Source organism: Blattabacterium cuenoti (assembly GCF_014252095.1).
GTDB lineage: Bacteria > Bacteroidota > Bacteroidia > Flavobacteriales > Blattabacteriaceae > Blattabacterium > Blattabacterium cuenoti_F.
The window spans coordinates 99241-114602 of sequence record NZ_CP059210.1 but is presented as its reverse complement, the minus strand read 5'-3'; the positions used below and the strand labels follow the sequence as shown (position 1 = coordinate 114602).

General features: G+C 26.7%; 14 protein-coding genes, 2 tRNA genes and 1 pseudogene. 9 read left to right on the top strand and 8 right to left on the bottom strand.

Annotated elements, in window-relative coordinates; translation table 11 throughout:
- The first annotated feature begins 14 nt into the window (after nt 1-14).
- A complete protein-coding gene (gene fabD / locus H0H45_RS00500) occupies nt 15-878 on the top strand; it encodes an ACP S-malonyltransferase (protein ID WP_185866670.1) in 864 nt (287 codons plus the stop codon).
- 4 nt (nt 879-882) lie between these two features.
- A complete protein-coding gene (locus H0H45_RS00495) occupies nt 883-1851 on the top strand; it encodes a GYDIA family GHMP kinase (protein ID WP_185866669.1) in 969 nt (322 codons plus the stop codon).
- A gap of 32 nt (nt 1852-1883) precedes the next feature.
- Here the strand turns inward: H0H45_RS00495 and H0H45_RS00490 are convergent.
- The 3 genes from H0H45_RS00490 to H0H45_RS00480 all read right to left on the bottom strand — a co-directional run bounded on the left by H0H45_RS00490 (nt 1884) and on the right by H0H45_RS00480 (nt 3995).
- Nucleotides 1884-1966, bottom strand: a tRNA-Leu gene (locus tag H0H45_RS00490).
- A gap of 18 nt (nt 1967-1984) precedes the next feature.
- Nucleotides 1985-3508, bottom strand: a complete 1524-nt coding sequence (locus H0H45_RS00485) for an Rne/Rng family ribonuclease (protein ID WP_185866668.1) — start codon at nt 3506-3508, stop codon at nt 1985-1987.
- 193 nt (nt 3509-3701) lie between these two features.
- Complete coding sequence (locus tag H0H45_RS00480; RefSeq protein WP_185866667.1) at nt 3702-3995, bottom strand: HU family DNA-binding protein; 294 nt, start codon at nt 3993-3995, stop codon at nt 3702-3704.
- Nucleotides 3996-4080: 85 nt separating this feature from the next.
- On the opposite strand from H0H45_RS00480, the gene H0H45_RS00475 reads away from it, so the two are divergent.
- The 6 genes from H0H45_RS00475 to H0H45_RS00450 all read left to right on the top strand — a co-directional run bounded on the left by H0H45_RS00475 (nt 4081) and on the right by H0H45_RS00450 (nt 10118).
- A complete protein-coding gene (locus H0H45_RS00475) occupies nt 4081-5136 on the top strand; it encodes an A/G-specific adenine glycosylase (protein WP_185866666.1) in 1056 nt (351 codons plus the stop codon).
- Between the two features lie 26 nt (nt 5137-5162).
- Nucleotides 5163-6470, top strand: a complete 1308-nt coding sequence (gldE, locus tag H0H45_RS00470) for a gliding motility-associated protein GldE (protein WP_185866852.1) — start codon at nt 5163-5165, stop codon at nt 6468-6470.
- A gap of 70 nt (nt 6471-6540) precedes the next feature.
- Complete coding sequence (locus H0H45_RS00465; RefSeq protein ID WP_185866851.1) at nt 6541-7182, top strand: tetratricopeptide repeat protein; 642 nt, start codon at nt 6541-6543, stop codon at nt 7180-7182.
- A 7-nt stretch (nt 7183-7189) separates the two neighbouring features.
- Nucleotides 7190-7666 carry a 6,7-dimethyl-8-ribityllumazine synthase gene (gene ribH, locus H0H45_RS00460; RefSeq protein WP_185866665.1) on the top strand — a complete coding sequence of 159 codons (477 nt, stop codon included), beginning with the start codon at nt 7190-7192 and terminating at the stop codon, nt 7664-7666.
- Nucleotides 7666-9420, top strand: coding sequence for a DNA mismatch repair endonuclease MutL (gene mutL / locus H0H45_RS00455; protein WP_238785232.1), 1755 nt, complete (start codon nt 7666-7668; stop codon nt 9418-9420). The genes ribH and mutL overlap by 1 nt, the downstream gene beginning before the upstream one ends.
- Nucleotides 9417-10118 (top strand): rhomboid family intramembrane serine protease, encoded by a 702-nt coding sequence (locus H0H45_RS00450; protein ID WP_185866663.1) that lies wholly within the window; start codon nt 9417-9419, stop codon nt 10116-10118. Before mutL ends, H0H45_RS00450 begins: the two co-directional genes overlap by 4 nt.
- Here H0H45_RS00450 and lepB read toward each other — a convergent pair.
- Nucleotides 10115-11614, bottom strand: coding sequence for a signal peptidase I (gene lepB, locus H0H45_RS00445; protein WP_185866662.1), 1500 nt, complete (start codon nt 11612-11614; stop codon nt 10115-10117). The two genes, H0H45_RS00450 and lepB, sit on opposite strands and share 4 nt — an antisense overlap.
- Nucleotides 11615-11629: 15 nt before the next feature.
- Complete coding sequence (gene dapB / locus H0H45_RS00440; protein ID WP_185866661.1) at nt 11630-12334, bottom strand: 4-hydroxy-tetrahydrodipicolinate reductase; 705 nt, start codon at nt 12332-12334, stop codon at nt 11630-11632.
- A gap of 235 nt (nt 12335-12569) precedes the next feature.
- Between dapB and H0H45_RS00435 the strand changes: the two genes are divergently transcribed.
- Nucleotides 12570-12654: transfer RNA gene (locus H0H45_RS00435), tRNA-Leu, on the top strand.
- A 10-nt stretch (nt 12655-12664) separates the two neighbouring features.
- Here H0H45_RS00435 and ilvA read toward each other — a convergent pair.
- The 3 genes and pseudogenes from ilvA to H0H45_RS00420 form a co-directional block, all read right to left on the bottom strand.
- Nucleotides 12665-13883, bottom strand: a pseudogene (gene ilvA / locus H0H45_RS00430) (threonine ammonia-lyase).
- Nucleotides 13884-13966: 83 nt separating this feature from the next.
- Complete coding sequence (gene ilvC / locus H0H45_RS00425; RefSeq protein WP_185866660.1) at nt 13967-15010, bottom strand: ketol-acid reductoisomerase; 1044 nt, start codon at nt 15008-15010, stop codon at nt 13967-13969.
- A gap of 27 nt (nt 15011-15037) precedes the next feature.
- Nucleotides 15038-15352: an acetolactate synthase gene (locus H0H45_RS00420; protein ID WP_185866659.1), complete on the bottom strand. Its 315-nt coding sequence runs from the start codon at nt 15350-15352 to the stop codon at nt 15038-15040.
- Between the last annotated feature and the right edge of the window lie 10 nt (nt 15353-15362).

Genomic DNA, 15362 nt, shown 5'->3' with positions numbered 1-15362 from the left:
AATTTATTAGGAATATGAAGGCTTATATATTTCCAGGTCAAGGATCCCAATTTTTGGGAATGGGAAAAAATTTATACAAAACTTCTAGTTTAGCAAAAAAATTGTTTCAACTATCCAACGACGTTTTGGGATTTAACATAACAAACATCATGTTCGATGGTTCTAGCATGAAAATTATAAAAAAAACTAAGTATACACAATTGGCTATTTATATTTATTCAGTAATACAAGCAAAAATATTAAATGATTTTTATCCGGATATGGTAGCTGGACATTCTCTTGGAGAATTTTCTGCTTTAACTGCCATTGATGTATTTTCTTTTGAGGATGGATTAAAATTAGTAGAAAAAAGAGCTAGTCTAATGCAAGAAATATGTGAGTCTATATATGGAGGGATGGCAGTTGTGTTTGGATTAGAAGATGAAATCATAGAAAATGTTTGTAAAAAAGATCCTGGAATTATTGTTCCAGCTAATTATAATAGTCATGGACAATTAGTAATTTCAGGAGAAGAAAAAGCTTTGAAAAGAGTTTGTAGTTCTTTAGAAAAAATTGGGGCTAAAAAAATTTTAAAACTTCCCGTTCATGGAGCATTTCATTCTCCTATTATGGAACCAGCTAAAAAAAGATTAAAAATCTTTCTAGAAAGAATTACTTTTAAAGATTCTACATGTCCAATATATCAAAATGTAACCGCTAAATCAGTGAGTAATTCTGATGAAATAAAAAAAAATCTTATCGAACAATTAACTTCTCCTGTTAAATGGAAACAATCAATAGAAAATATGATAAAAAAAGGGGCGATTTCATTTATTGAAGTAGGACCAGGAAACGTTTTACAAGGAATAATAAAGAAAATTATAAAAAAGAATAATTAAAAATATGAAATTAAAAGATTTACATTTTTTTTATTATTATAGTCATGGAAAATTGTTATTAACAGGAGAGTATTTAATTTTGCATGGAGCTTTTGGTTTAGCTTTACCCACAATTAAAGGACAATCATTTACCATTTTTTATTATAAAAATGACTCTCCCTGTTTTTCTACTTTATCTTCTGAATTTTTACAATGGAAGAGTTTTGATGAAAAAGATCAACTTTGGTTTGAGGGAATCTTTCAACTTCCTTCTTTAGATATCTGTTATGAAACAGAAAAAAAAACTGCTTTTCGATTAAGAAATTTATTGCTAAAATCTAGAGAAATTCAAAAAAATTTTCTTTCCAATACATTTGGAATATATGTAAAAACGAAATTAGAATTTTCTAGAAATTGGGGATTAGGAAGTAGTTCTACTTTGATTAGTAATATAGCCAAATGGTCCAGAGTAAAACCTCATTTATTATTAGAAAAAAATTTTCCAGGAAGTGGATATGATATTGCTTGTGGATATTATTCGAAACCTATAATTTTTAGAAGATTAAAAAATAAAGGACCTCATGTTATTCCTATAGATTTTAATCCCCCATTTAAAGAACAACTTTTTTTTTTATATCTAAATAAGAAACAGAATACTTGTGAAAGTATCCGATTTTTTCTAAAAAAAAAAAAAGATTTAAAGATCTTTAGTAAAAGAATGGATTTCATATCTTCTATTACCAAAAAAATTCCTTTTTGTAAAACTTTAAAAGAATTTGAGGAACTTTTGTTGAAACATGAAAAGATTATATCCGACATATTAGATATTCCTACTATAAAAGAAACATATTTTCCAGATTATTTAGGTTTGGTAAAAAGTTTAGGAGCTTGGGGAGGGGATTTTATTTTAATCAGTTATAGAGATGGAATGAGAAAATATTTTTCAAAAAAAGGATTTCATACCCTTATTTCATTTGATGACATGATTATATGATAATAGGAGAGTGAAAAAAAAACATCACAATGTGCGGGCGAAGGGATTCGAACCCTTATGCCTGATAGGCATCAGATCCTAAGTCTGACGTGTCTGCCAATTCCACCACGCCCACATTAATAAATTTAAGAAATTAATTTCTTTTAAAAGAAGAGGAAACTACTTCTTTATTTTTATTGAAAATTTTATATTCCGTGTATTTAAAAGAATCTCTAGGAATAATTTTAATCCATTTTTTATATTTAAAAAGCCATTTATGTTGAATAGAAGGAAATCCTTTTTTCAGATAAGCCGCTACAAAAGTATGTATATGCAATTGTATTCCTTTATGAAATTTATCTTTTACAAGAGTCTCTAGAATAAATTCTAAATGATGAATATAAACTATAGGAGATTCTTTAAATTTTTTATCATGATGATTAGCTTTTAATTCAGGTCTTACTCTATGACGGGTAAATTGAACTAAACCAAATTCATTTGGAGGTAAAATTTGGTGTTTGGCTCTATCATTTTTCATTTTTTCTTTCAAATGTTCATATAATTTTTTTCTTTGATAGGGCTCAGACATATCTATAAAATCTACTATAATTATTCCTCCCATATCCCTTAACCTCAGTTGTCTAGCAATTTCTGTTGCAGCTAAAAGATTGACTTTTAACATAGTATCTATTCTTTCTGATTCTGTACAATATTTTTTAATGTGATTAATCATCCCACTATTCACATCTATAACATGTAAAGCTTCAGTATGTTCAATAACAAGATAAGCTCCATTTGCAAGAGGAACATTTTTTCCCAAAAAATTTTTTATCTGTTTCTCAATCCCATATTTTTCAAATATGGGAATATCTCCTTTATAATGTTTAATAATGCTGGTTTTTTCTGGGGCAATTAAAGATAAATAAGAACGAATTTCCTGGCAAAGAAACCTATTGTTACAATAAATAGATTTAAAATCATTATTGAATGTATCTCTTAATAAACAAGAAGTTTTACTACTTTCGCTTAAAACCCTAACTGGAGGTAATTTGATTAAATTACTTAATATAATTTTCCATTTTTTTATTAAAAAGAATAGTTCTTTTTTGAAAACTTGTTCTTTTTTGGAAGAAGCCGCCGTTCGAATAAGAATTCCAAATTCTTTTGGTTGTATTTTCTTTATACAAGAAATTAATCGACTTTTTTCTTTCGTGTTTTTAATTTTTTTAGAAATAGAAATCTTTTCTGAAAAAGGAATTAACACTAAATTTCTTCCAGGAATACATAACTTGGCAGTTAATTTTGGTCCTTTATTGGAAATGGGTTCTTTCGAAATTTGAACCAGAATTTTTTGTCCAGGATATAAAATTTTTTCTATGGAACTCCTATTCTCTTTTTTTATCAAAAAAGAATTTTTTTTTTGAATGATCAGACTTAACATTTTTTCTATTTGAAATCCAAGATCATTATAATGCAAAAAAGCTCCTTTTGAATATCCTATATCAATGATAGCCGCATTTAATCCATATGAAATCTTTTTTACTACACCTAAATATATATCCCCTACAGAGAACTTTTTATTGAAAACTTCTCGATGAAGTTCTAACAATTTCCCTTCTTCTAAAAGGGCTATTTTTACTTCTTGTTCTTCTGCATTTATAACTAACTCTTTATTCATACACATCATACACAAAAACAAGGAAAAAAAGTTTTAAAAATTATAAAAGATGAACTTTTGATAAAAATTTTTATTTTTTCTTTTTATGTCTATTCTTCCTATTTCTTTTTTTTCTTTTATGGGTAGAAATTTTACGTCTTTTTCTTTTTTTTCCGTTTGGCATAATTTTAAATCGTTGTTTATCACCTACATATTATTTTTTAATAGGAACGTTTTTTTTGACTAACTCGGTAAATGCTTTTGCAGGTTTAAATGCTGGTATATTATGCGCAGGAATGACAATAGACATATCTTTGGATATATGACGTCCAAGTTTTTTCGCTCTGTATTTAATAATAAAGGATCCAAATCCTCGTAAATAAACATTTTCTCCAGATTTTAGGCTTTGTTTTATTTTTTTCATAAACGTTTCTATCACCTTTTGCGTGTCAATTCTCTCAGATCCCGTTTCGGATATGATTTCTGTTATTATATCTGCTTTTGTCATGTTGAATCATTATAAATCGAATAACAAAATTCGGTTTCCTAAATATACCAATTTTTTATAAAATTGCTCTAAAATTAACATAGATATGAATTTTTCTAAAAAAATAATAAACTGGTATAAAAACAATTATCGAAAACTTCCTTGGAGAGAAACTAAAAATCCATACTATGTATTAGTTTCTGAATTTATGCTGCAACAAACAAGAGTATCAAAAACTATAAAATATTATTTAGATTTTGTCAAAAAATTTCCAAATATAGAAAAATTAGCCTATGCAGAAGAAAAAGAAGTCTTGAAAGAATGGGAAGGATTAGGTTATTATACAAGAGCTCGCTATTTACATTTGTTTGCTAAAAAATTGGTAAAAGAAAAACCAAGTGGATTTTTTCCAAAAACATATAAAGAATTAATCAAATATAAAGGAATAGGTCCATATACAGGAGCAGCTGTAGCCTCTATATGTTTCGATGAAGTGATTCCTGCTTTGGATGGAAATGCTTATAGAGTATTTTCTAGATATTTAGGAATTTACCATAAGATCACATCTGCTAGAGCAAAAAATATATTTAGATTTTTCATTTTAAAAATAATGGATCATCACTATCCAGGAATTTTTAATCAAGCTGTTATGGATTTAGGCTCTACTTTATGCACTCCAAGAAAAGCTAAATGTTTTTACTGTCCAGTAAAATCTTCTTGTTTTGCATTGAAAAATGGAACGGTCTATGATCTTCCTGTTAAAAACATAATAAAAAAATCTGTTTCTCATAGATTTTTTTATTATGTTTTTATATGGGATAAAAAGAAGCATCTCTGTATTCAGAAAAGAAATCACCCAGACATATGGAAAGGGTTGTATGATTTTCCGTTAATAGAATCAGAAAAAAATCTTTCCATTCACGAAATCAAAGATAAGATTTGGACGAGGTTTAGGATAATTTCTGATTCTATTATTTATAAAGTAATACATAAGTTAACTCATCAGACATTATCCATTCAATTTTTAAATTGTAAAATCATACAAAATATTCAAAAAGAAAAATATTTTGATAATTTTTTTTTCATTCCACACGAAAAAATTGTTGAATATCCTTTTCCTCGTCCAATTACCTTGTTTTTAAAACATGAAAAAATGATTTAGTTTTGTTTTCATCAAAATTAAATCTCTTGGAAAAAAAATCTTCTACGAGCATTTTTTTAGAAAGCACTCTATATTTTCAAATATTTCTATTTGTGTTAATAATCATCTTACTATTATTTTCTGCACTTATATCTGGATCAGAAACTGCTTTTTTTTGTCTTGAAAAAAAAACTATTGATAGAGAAAGAAAAAAAAATCCATCTAGAGGAGATAGAGTGTTAAATGTTCTTAAGAATAGAAAAAAACTTTTAGCTACGATATTGATATTCAATAATTTTTCTAATATAGGAATTGTTATATTAAGCTCATATTTAATCACAAAATCTTTGAAAAAAAGTTTTTCAATTCCTATAAATTTTCTTTTAGAAGTGGTTTTTTTAACTTTTATTTTACTTTTATTTGGAGAAATAATTCCAAAAATATATGCTCGAAAAAATAATTTTCGTTTTGCTCTCTTCATGTCAAAAACCTTGATGTTTCTCGGAAAAATTCTAGATCCTTTTAGTAAAATTATGATCCTCATTTCTAAACTGATAGAAAAAAAAATGAGAAAGAAAAAGAATAGAATATCTGTGGATCAACTTTCAAAAGCCTTAAAAATCGCATCTTCTCATAAAAAAAATGTTAAAGAATGTCTCTTTTTGCAAAGAATTGTGAATTTTGGAAATACAGAAATACATCAAATCATGACTCCAAGGATAGATATGTTCGCTTTGAACAGGAATACTCTGTTTTTTCACGTTTTAGAATTAATTCGTTATCAAGGATATTCTAGAATTCCTATTTATAAAGACAGTATTGATGATATAGAAGGAGTGCTTTTTTCTAAAGATCTTCTTCCATTTATTCATGAAAAAGAATTTGAATGGACTAAACTGATTCATCCTCCTTTTTTTGTTCCAGAAAACAAAAAAATAGATGATCTTTTAAATGATTTTAAAAAAAAAAAGATCCATTTAGCTATTGTGGTAGATGAATACGGAGGAACTTGTGGATTAATTACTCTTGAAGATGTTATTGAGGAGATTGTAGGAGATATTGTAGATGAATTTGATGAAGAAGACATGTCTTATTCAAAACTAAATCAGAATAATTATTTATTTGATGGAAAAACTTCCCTGATCAATTTTTATCGTATTATGGAAATAAAAGAGGAAGTATTTTTCGAAAAAAAAAAAGGAGATGCAGATACTTTGGGAGGGTTTCTTATGGAAATCAATAAAGAATTTCCAAAACGAAAACAAAAAATTAATTTTTTAAACTATTCTTTCATTATAAGAAGCCTAGATCATAAAAGAATAAAGAGTATAGAAGTCATACGAAAAAAAAACTAAATGATTTTATGTATATTTTATATTTATTCACAGTATTTCTTTAAAAATGAAAAAAAATCCTGTTTTCCTTATGATGAATTTTAGTCTTTTTTCTTTTTTTAAAAAGAAAAAAGTGATGGTTTTTTTTTGTAGTATAATTTTTATAACAGTAGGAAGCTATTTCTTTTATAAAAAATTTATTTTATCTCCATCCGAGGAAAAAGCTCTGGAAGAATTAAGCTATGCACAAAAATATCTTTCTCAGGGAGCTATAGATCAAGCTTTAAATAAAAAAAAATTAAAAATTCCTTATCTAGGATTTTATGGCATTTTTACCAAATATCCTTTTACTAAAGCAGGTAATATTTCTAAATTTTATGCTGGAATTTGCTTTTATAAATTAGGAAACTATAAAGAATCTATAAAAATGATGAGAAATTTTTCTGCAAAAGATGAATTTTTATCCTCTATTAAATATGGAATGATAGGAGATGCCTTTGCACAGATTAAAAATAAAAATGAAGCTTTAAAAAATTATGTTAAAGCAGCTAATATAAGAGAAAATGAAATCACTACGCCTCTTTATTATTACAAAGCAGCATTATTAACTTTTTCTATGAAAAAATACAAAAATTCTAAATTTTTTCTTAAAAAAATTGAAAAGAGATATCCTATTTTTCTGTATAAAAAAAATGTAGAAAAATATCTCATGTTTCTTGAAAATAAATTGTAAATCTCACATGAAACAAACTCCTGTATATCAAACAGATAAATTAAAAAATAAACATCTAAGATTTGCTATCATAGTGGCACAATGGAATAATGATATTACCGATAACCTATATAAAGGAGCATATGAAACTTTAATTCAATCAGGAATTTTAAAAGAAAAAATCAAAACTTGGAAAGTTCCAGGAAGCTATGAACTTATTTATTCAGCTAAAAAAATAGCTCTTTGTTATAATTTTGATTCTATTATTGTCATAGGGTCTCTTATACAAGGAGAAACTTCTCATTTTAAGTATCTTTCTCAAGCTATTTCACAAGGAATAAAGGATATCAATATTCAATATGATGTTCCAGTTATATTTTGTGTTCTTACTGACAAAAATAAACAGCAATCTTTGGATAGATCCGGTGGGAAAAAAGGGAATAAAGGCATAGAATGCGCTAAAACAGCTTTATATATGGCTATTTTTCGGAAATCTATTGAATGATGAATAGTAATACTATTCAATTATTACCTAAAAAAGTGATCAATCAAATTGCTTCTGGTGAAATAGTACAACGTCCTTCTTCTGTATTAAAAGAACTTATTGAAAATTCAATAGATGCAAAGGCAAAAATGATTGATGTATTTATAAGAGATTCAGGAAAAACTTTAATTCAATTAATAGATAATGGAGATGGAATGAGTTTGAATGATGCTAGAATGAGTTTTCAGCGACATGCTACTTCTAAAATAAAAACCAATGAGGATCTTTTTAGAATTAGAACGAAAGGATTTCGTGGAGAAGCATTAGCTTCCATTGCTTTCATTTCTCAACTAGAAATACAAACTAAAAATAAAGAAAATGTTATGGGGTTTCACTTTTTTATAGAAGAGGGAAAAATAAAAAAACAAATTCCCATAAATATGCTTCAAGGGACTAGAGTCTCTGTGAAAAACATTTTCTATAAAATTCCTGCTAGGAGACGATTTTTAAAATCTTCCAGAATAGAATTTCAACATATTGTTAATGAATTTTATAAAATCGTTTTAGCACATAGAGATATTGTCTATCGTTTTTATCATAATGATAAAATTCTTTTTTCTTTTAAAAAGGCTTCTTTAAAGGATAGAATCCAAGAAATTTTTAGTAAAAAAAATCAAATATTAATACCAATTATCATCAAAAAAAGTAGAATTTTTATAGAAGGTTTTGTTAGTAACCCAGATACGGATGTCCAAAAAAAAGGAGATCAATTTTTATTTGTTAACCAACGTAGCATTACAAATACTTTCTTTCATAGAAAAATTATTTCCGCTTATGATGGAATTTTAAAAAATTTAAAAACAGTTTCCTATTTTATTTTTATTCATATAGACCCCAGTTTAGTAAATTGGAATATTCATCCTACAAAAAAAGAAGTCAAATTGGAAGAAGAAAATCTAGTTGGAAATATGATTCAACAAGAAATAAAAAATATTTTATGTTGTCAGTATAAAGTCAAAAAGGAGGATTTAAATCATTCAGATTTTTTATTTTCTTGTGATTCATCAAAAAAGATGAATCATTATAATTCTTTTTTTGAAGAGCTTTCTTATAAAGAAAAAGTAATTCAGTTGGATAATTTTCTCCATCACATGAAAGAATCAGACTTTTTTATCGATATTCATTTGACAAAAAAATTATCTAGCTATGTTTCTAATGAAAAAGATATAAAAACTTTTCAGATAAATGGAAAATATATAATTTTCCCATGGGAGGAAGAAAATATCATCCTGGTAGATCAACATAGAGCTCATCAAAATATATTATTGGAATTTTTTTTTCAAAAAAGAAAAAAAAAATTAATAAGCCAACAGTTTCTTTTTCCAATTGAAGTGAGACTGTTAAAGCATGAATTCAACTCATTAAATAACATTAAACAAGACTTAATTGAAATGGGATTTCATTTTTTCTTTTGTAAGAAATCTGCTTATTTATATTCTATTCCAGAAAAGATACATCAAAATATTCTGGTGGAAATTTTTCACAATATTTTAACATATAATTTTTCTAAAGGAGAAAAAAATAACAAAAAAATACTTATTAAATCTATAGCGAAATCTGCTGCTATAAAATACGGAACAAAATTACATTCTTATAAAATGAAATGTTTAATTAGAGATTTTTTTTCTTGTGAAAATACAAGTTATACGTATACAGGAGCCCCTGTTTTTTTTGTGTTAAAAAACAATTTTTTCAAAAAACAATTTTGTAAGTGAATTTTTATATATCAAATTTTAATTCAGATGCTGTCAAACATTTAATTAGTATTAATATACTTGTATATGCAGCTACTTTTGTTTTTTCACAATATAAAATAGAAAATATTCTTTCTTTATATCATCCTTTGGATAATAGATTTGAAATCTATCAGATTTTTACTCATATGTTTGTACATTCTAAGCGTCTTTTTCTGCACATTATTTTCAACATGTTAGCCTTATTCATGTTTGGAGGACAAATGGAAAATTTGTTAGGAATTAAAAAATTTTTAATCACCTATTTTTTATCAGGTATTTTAGCAGCATTATTACAATTAGTGTTCAATACTGGGATTCTTTATTATTTCGTTCATTCATTGGATTTTTCCAAAGCAAAAATAATATTTGATGATTTAAATCAAGAACAACGTATCAATCTCTACAGTTCTATGTATTCTCCAATGATGGGAGCTTCAGGAGCTGTAAGTGGAATAGTAGGAGCTTTTGCTAGATATTTTCCAGAACATAAAATATTTATTTTACCATTTCCTTTTCCAATTGCTGTACGAAAAGCTCTTCTGATTTTTATTTTTGGAAGTTTGATTTCGGCTTTTTTTAATTTGTCCCCTGGAGTAGCACATTTTGCTCACATAGGAGGAATATTATCTGGTTATTTTATAGGAAATTTTTTTCTGAAAAAAGAAAATCGCTTTTAAGATTTTTTATAAAAGAGAAAATAAGAAAAATATATAAATAAAAATGTAAAAAAAAAGGATAAATAGGAGTTTTTTCCATCTACTGTAGTCATCATACGATCCCAACGAAATTTCCAATTGAGAAAATTTAAAGGATTTTTTCTATCCCAATCTATACTCATCCATATAAATATAGGTTTTCCTACTATATGATCTTCCGGAACGAACCCCCAATAACGAGAATCAGAAGAATTATGTCTATTATCTCCCATCATGAAATAATAGTTTTTTTGTATTTTATAATAATTATTTTTTTTATTATTGATAACGAAACACGAACGTCCTTTTCTTATTTTATTTCCTTCATATACAATAATATCATAATAGATATGAATATTTTTTGAATTTAATTTAATCCTATCTCCCTTCTTAGGAATATACAAAGGGCCAAAAAAATCTCTGTTCCAACCAAAAGAGCTTGGAAATATAGAATCTTCCGAAAAATTTCTTGGTAATAGGTATTTTTTTAGATAAATTATATTTTCAAATAAATTACTGATCTGTATGGCTTTCTTTTCAGTCAACATAATTTGATAAAAATATTCGTCATTTTTTTCCCCTATGAGATCAATATCTTCTATATCCATATTTTCTTTAAGAAATTCTATATTTAATGGAATATTTTTTGTTTTAATAAGATAAATTTGTTGTTTTTTTATCTGATTTTCTTGTTCCTGTTTATTATTTACAAATAAAATTCCATTTTTAATAGAAATTATATCTCCCGGTAAACCTACACAACGTTTGATATAGTTTTCTTTTCTATCTATTACTTGATGATTTAAATCTTTAGGAAAATTAAAAACTACAATATCATTCCTTATTATAGATTGTATAGGAGATAGACGGAAATAAGGCCATTGAAAAAAAGAAATATAAGATTTCCATTGATCTATAATCGTGTTATGTGTAAAAGGGATAGATATTGGAGTTATAGGCATTCGCAATCCATAATGAATTTTACTGACTAATATAAAATCACCTACTAATAAAGATCCTTCCATAGAAGAAGTAGGAATGGCAAATGGTTGAATTATATAAGTATGTGTAAGAAAAGAAAAAATCATCGCCAATAAGATATTGTATCCTGTATTTTTTTTCTTTTTATAGATGATTTTGAATGTTTCCAGTTTTTTAGAATAATTTATATAATAGATATATCCTCCTAGAGATAGAAAAAATAAGAAAATATCTTTTTTACTTGTATTTCCAAAAATACGAAGTAAATCTATCCATAAAGTGATAATCAAAAAAATACTTGTTAATGGAATAAATAAAAGAAAAATCCACCAAATAGGTCTATGAGATTTTTTTAAAAGAAGAACAATATTGTATATAGGAATCATTTGTTGATGATAACTGACTCCCATTTTTTTTAAAAGCTTCCATGTTCCTAAAACATGAATAATATGTTCAAAAAATAAAAAAATTCCACTAAAAAAAAGATACTGATACATATGATAGGATCAAATCTATATTCCTAATACATCTTTCATAGAAAAAAATCCTTTTTTATTTTTAATCCATTCTGCAGCTATAATGGCTCCTAATGCAAATCCTTCTCTGCTATGAGCTTTGTGTTGTATTTCTATATTTTCTATTTTAGATTGATATGTTACTGTATGTATTCCCGGGATTTTTTCCAATCTTTTGGAAATGATTAATACTTGATCTTTTGTATTTTTCTTATCTAAGATCCATGCTTTTTTCATTTTATTATTAATAATATCTTTTGCTAAAGAAATAGCAGTTCCACTAGGTTTATCTATTTTTTCTTTATGATGAATTTCCTCAATTATGACTTCATAATCTTTGGCGTATGTAGATAAAAATTTTGATAGTTGATGATTGATTTCGAAAAAGAGATTCATTCCTATACTGAAATTAGAAGAATATAAAAAAGTTCCGTTTTTTTTTTTACAAAGATCCTTAACAAAAGGAAATGTTTCTAACCATCCTGTAGTTCCACATACTATAGGAATATGATTTTCCAAACAGATTTTTATATTCTGAAAAGCAGAGTCTGGCTGAGTAAATTCTATAGCCACATCCGTATTTTTTAAAGAAATGGAATTAGGACTTTCGTTAGAAAAAAAGGAAATTTGATGATTTCTAATTTTCGCTATTTTTTCTACAGATTTTCCCATTTTTCCATATCCTATTATTGCTATATTCATATTATTTTTTTTTAAATTGATATAATATAATAATATAAATCAATTTGATTAAGCAAAAATAAATTATCTTTACGAAAAGATGAAAAAGAAAGTAATAACTACAGGTTTTTGAAATGGAATAGGATATGAAATAGCAAAAGAATTCTTAAGATGTAATTGGAGTTTTCCTTCCAAAAATATTCCTATAGAAAAATATATTTATTCGTTCTCTTTTCTTTTAAAAATTAATATAATAGCCCACGTGGTGGAATTGGGAGACACGCCACCTTGAGGGGGTGGTATCCGATTAGGATGTGCTGGTTCAAATCCAGTCGTGGGTACAAATTGATATTATATAAGAACACGAAATAAATCTGGATCTTTATTTAGGTACTGAAAATGAACTCTATATTTTTTCATTCTTCCTAATAATCCAGAAAATTCCTTCTTATCTGCTAATTCTATTCCTATTATAGCTGGTCCTTCTTCTTTAGAATTTTTTTTAGAGTATTCGAAATAAGCAATATCATCCTCTTTGTGGAAACTTGACAATAAAATAGTGTTTTTTTTCTTCATATAAAAGGGATCTTTCTCTTATCTCTTCTGTTCTAGTAATATCGTTATTTCCACCACTTAATACACAAACTATAGTCTTTCCTTTGATTTTTTTAGAATAAAGGTCTAATGCAGATATTGAAAGAGCTCCAGCTGGTTCCGCTACAATAGCTTCCAAATTGTATAAATCTAAAATAGTAGTACAAACCTTTCCTTCCGGGACGGTCTTTATTTCAGATAAAACTCGATTACATATGTGAAAGTTTAATTCCCCTACTTTTTTTACTGAAGCTCCATCAATAAATCTATCTATGGTTTTTAATTCTATGACTTTTCCTTCTTTGAAAGAATGACTCATAGATGGAGCGCCCTCAGGTTCTACTCCTATGATTTTAGTTTTTGGACTAAATTGTTTAAAAATACTTCCTACACCTGAAGCCAATCCTCCTCCTCCAATAGGAAGAAAAACGTAATCAATAAAGTGATCATTAGATTGTTTTAAAATTTCTAAACCTACAGTAGCTTGCCCTTCAATAATTTTGATATCATCAAAAGGATGAATGAATATTTTTTTATTCTTTTTACAATCTCTCATGGCTTCATAACTAACCGCATCGAAAGTATCTCCAATAAGAACAATTTTCACATGTTCTTTTCCAAACATTTTAACTCTTTCTACTTTTTGCTTAGGAGTAGTACTAGGCATATAAATTTTTCCTGGTAATTGTAATATATTACAAGAGTAAGCTACACCTTGTGCATGATTTCCAGCACTAGCACAAACAATTCCCTTTTTTAGTTCTATATGGGATAAACTTTTTATTTTATGATATGCTCCTCTAATTTTATAAGAACGTATAATCTGCAAATCTTCTCTTTTCAAAAAAATATTAGCTTGATATTTTTCTGACAAAAGAGAATTTCTCTGCAATGGAGTTTCATAAATAATATCTTTTAATAGGTTTTTAGCCTTAACAATTTCTTCATAAGAAGGAAAATATAATTTATTTTTCAATATTTTAAAAATAAAAAAATGTCAATAAAATAATTTCTTTTCTTTTTATAATATATAGTGAATTTTAATTCATTCACTATTATTTACTTTTTTTTTGGTCTGAGATCACGAATCGTCTTTCCTACTTTCCATAATTCACTTTCTCGAAGAGAAGTCAATTCTTTTTCTAATTTCAATCTATAATCTGAAAGGCTATTTTCTTCTATAACTCTTTCCGCCTCGTTTCCTGAAGAAACTTTTTGATATAAACTTCTAAATACAGGTAAAGTAGCATCTCTAAATTTTTTCCACCAATCTAAAGCCCCTCTTTGTGCAGTGGTAGAGCAATTAGCATACATCCAATCCATTCCATTTTCTGATACTAATGGCATAAGACTTTGAGTTAATTCTTCTACTGTCTCATTGAAAGATTCCGAAGGAGAATGCCCTTTTTCTCTTAAAATCTGATATTGGGCGGAAAAAATTCCTTGTATGGCTCCCATTAAAGTTCCTCTCTCTCCTACTAAATCAGAATAGACTTCTTTTTGAAAAGTTGTTTCAAATAAATATCCAGATCCAATTCCTATCCCTATAGAAAGAGCTTTTTTTAAACTTTTTCCACTATAATCCTGATAAATGGCATAACTAGAATTAATTCCTTTTCCTTTTTTAAAAAGTCTCCTTAAACTTTTTCCTGAACCTTTGGGAGCAACTAAAAAAACATCTACATCTTTAGGAGGATGAATTTTAGTTTTTTCACAAAATGTTAATCCAAATCCATGCGAAAAATATAAAGATTTTCCTTTGGTCAGATTTTTATGAAGAGTAGGCCAAAAAGAAATTTGACCAGCATCTGATAACAAATACATCAATATAGTTCCCCTTTCAGAAGCCTCTTCTAAGGAAAAAAGATTCTTTCCTTCAATCCATCCATCTTCTAAAGCTTTTTTCCAAGATAAAGAATTCCTTCTTTGTCCTACAATAACTCTAAAACCATTATCCTTTAGATTAAGAGATTGACCAGGTCCTTGAACTCCATATCCTAATACAGAAATAGTTTCTTTATTTAAGATTTCTTTAGCTTTCGATAATGGAAACTCTTCTCTTGTTACAATTTTTTCTTCTACAGATCCAAATTTTATTTTCATGATTTATTTAAAATTTAATTTTCTTAATTAAGACGTTGCTAACGGGAAATCTATTTTTTTCCAGGAATTTTCTCTGGAATTTTTTTCCTTTATTTTGAAAGAGTAAATATGAATAATGCCAATTAATTTTTCAATTAATTTTGTCAATTTAATCAATTGTTCCTCGTGACATTCTAAATCAATAATATATTGAACGTTATCCATATCTATGGTTTCATTTTCATGATTAGAGACATTGATATGATTGATTTTTAAATTCCTACGATTCAATAGAACAAGTATTCTACTCAACAATCTTATTTGATTTTCCACTACAATTATTATTCTGAATTGATGCTTCATAATATTTTTA

What these genes read in the sequence shown, in the direction of transcription:
- H0H45_RS00475 (WP_185866666.1), top strand. Translation starts at nt 4,081, where the DNA reads ATGAATTTTTCTAAAAAAATAATAAACTGGTATAAAAACAATTATCGA.
- dapB (WP_185866661.1), bottom strand. Translation starts at nt 12,334, where the DNA reads ATGAATATAGCAATAATAGGATATGGAAAAATGGGAAAATCTGTAGAA.
- ribH (WP_185866665.1), top strand. Translation starts at nt 7,190, where the DNA reads ATGAAACAAACTCCTGTATATCAAACAGATAAATTAAAAAATAAACAT.
- H0H45_RS00465 (WP_185866851.1), top strand. Translation starts at nt 6,541, where the DNA reads ATGATGAATTTTAGTCTTTTTTCTTTTTTTAAAAAGAAAAAAGTGATG.
- lepB (WP_185866662.1), bottom strand. Translation starts at nt 11,614, where the DNA reads ATGTATCAGTATCTTTTTTTTAGTGGAATTTTTTTATTTTTTGAACAT.
- mutL (WP_238785232.1), top strand. Translation starts at nt 7,666, where the DNA reads ATGAATAGTAATACTATTCAATTATTACCTAAAAAAGTGATCAATCAA.
- H0H45_RS00495 (WP_185866669.1), top strand. Translation starts at nt 883, where the DNA reads ATGAAATTAAAAGATTTACATTTTTTTTATTATTATAGTCATGGAAAA.
- H0H45_RS00420 (WP_185866659.1), bottom strand. Translation starts at nt 15,352, where the DNA reads ATGAAGCATCAATTCAGAATAATAATTGTAGTGGAAAATCAAATAAGA.
- H0H45_RS00480 (WP_185866667.1), bottom strand. Translation starts at nt 3,995, where the DNA reads ATGACAAAAGCAGATATAATAACAGAAATCATATCCGAAACGGGATCT.
- ilvC (WP_185866660.1), bottom strand. Translation starts at nt 15,010, where the DNA reads ATGAAAATAAAATTTGGATCTGTAGAAGAAAAAATTGTAACAAGAGAA.
- fabD (WP_185866670.1), top strand. Translation starts at nt 15, where the DNA reads ATGAAGGCTTATATATTTCCAGGTCAAGGATCCCAATTTTTGGGAATG.
- H0H45_RS00485 (WP_185866668.1), bottom strand. Translation starts at nt 3,508, where the DNA reads ATGAATAAAGAGTTAGTTATAAATGCAGAAGAACAAGAAGTAAAAATA.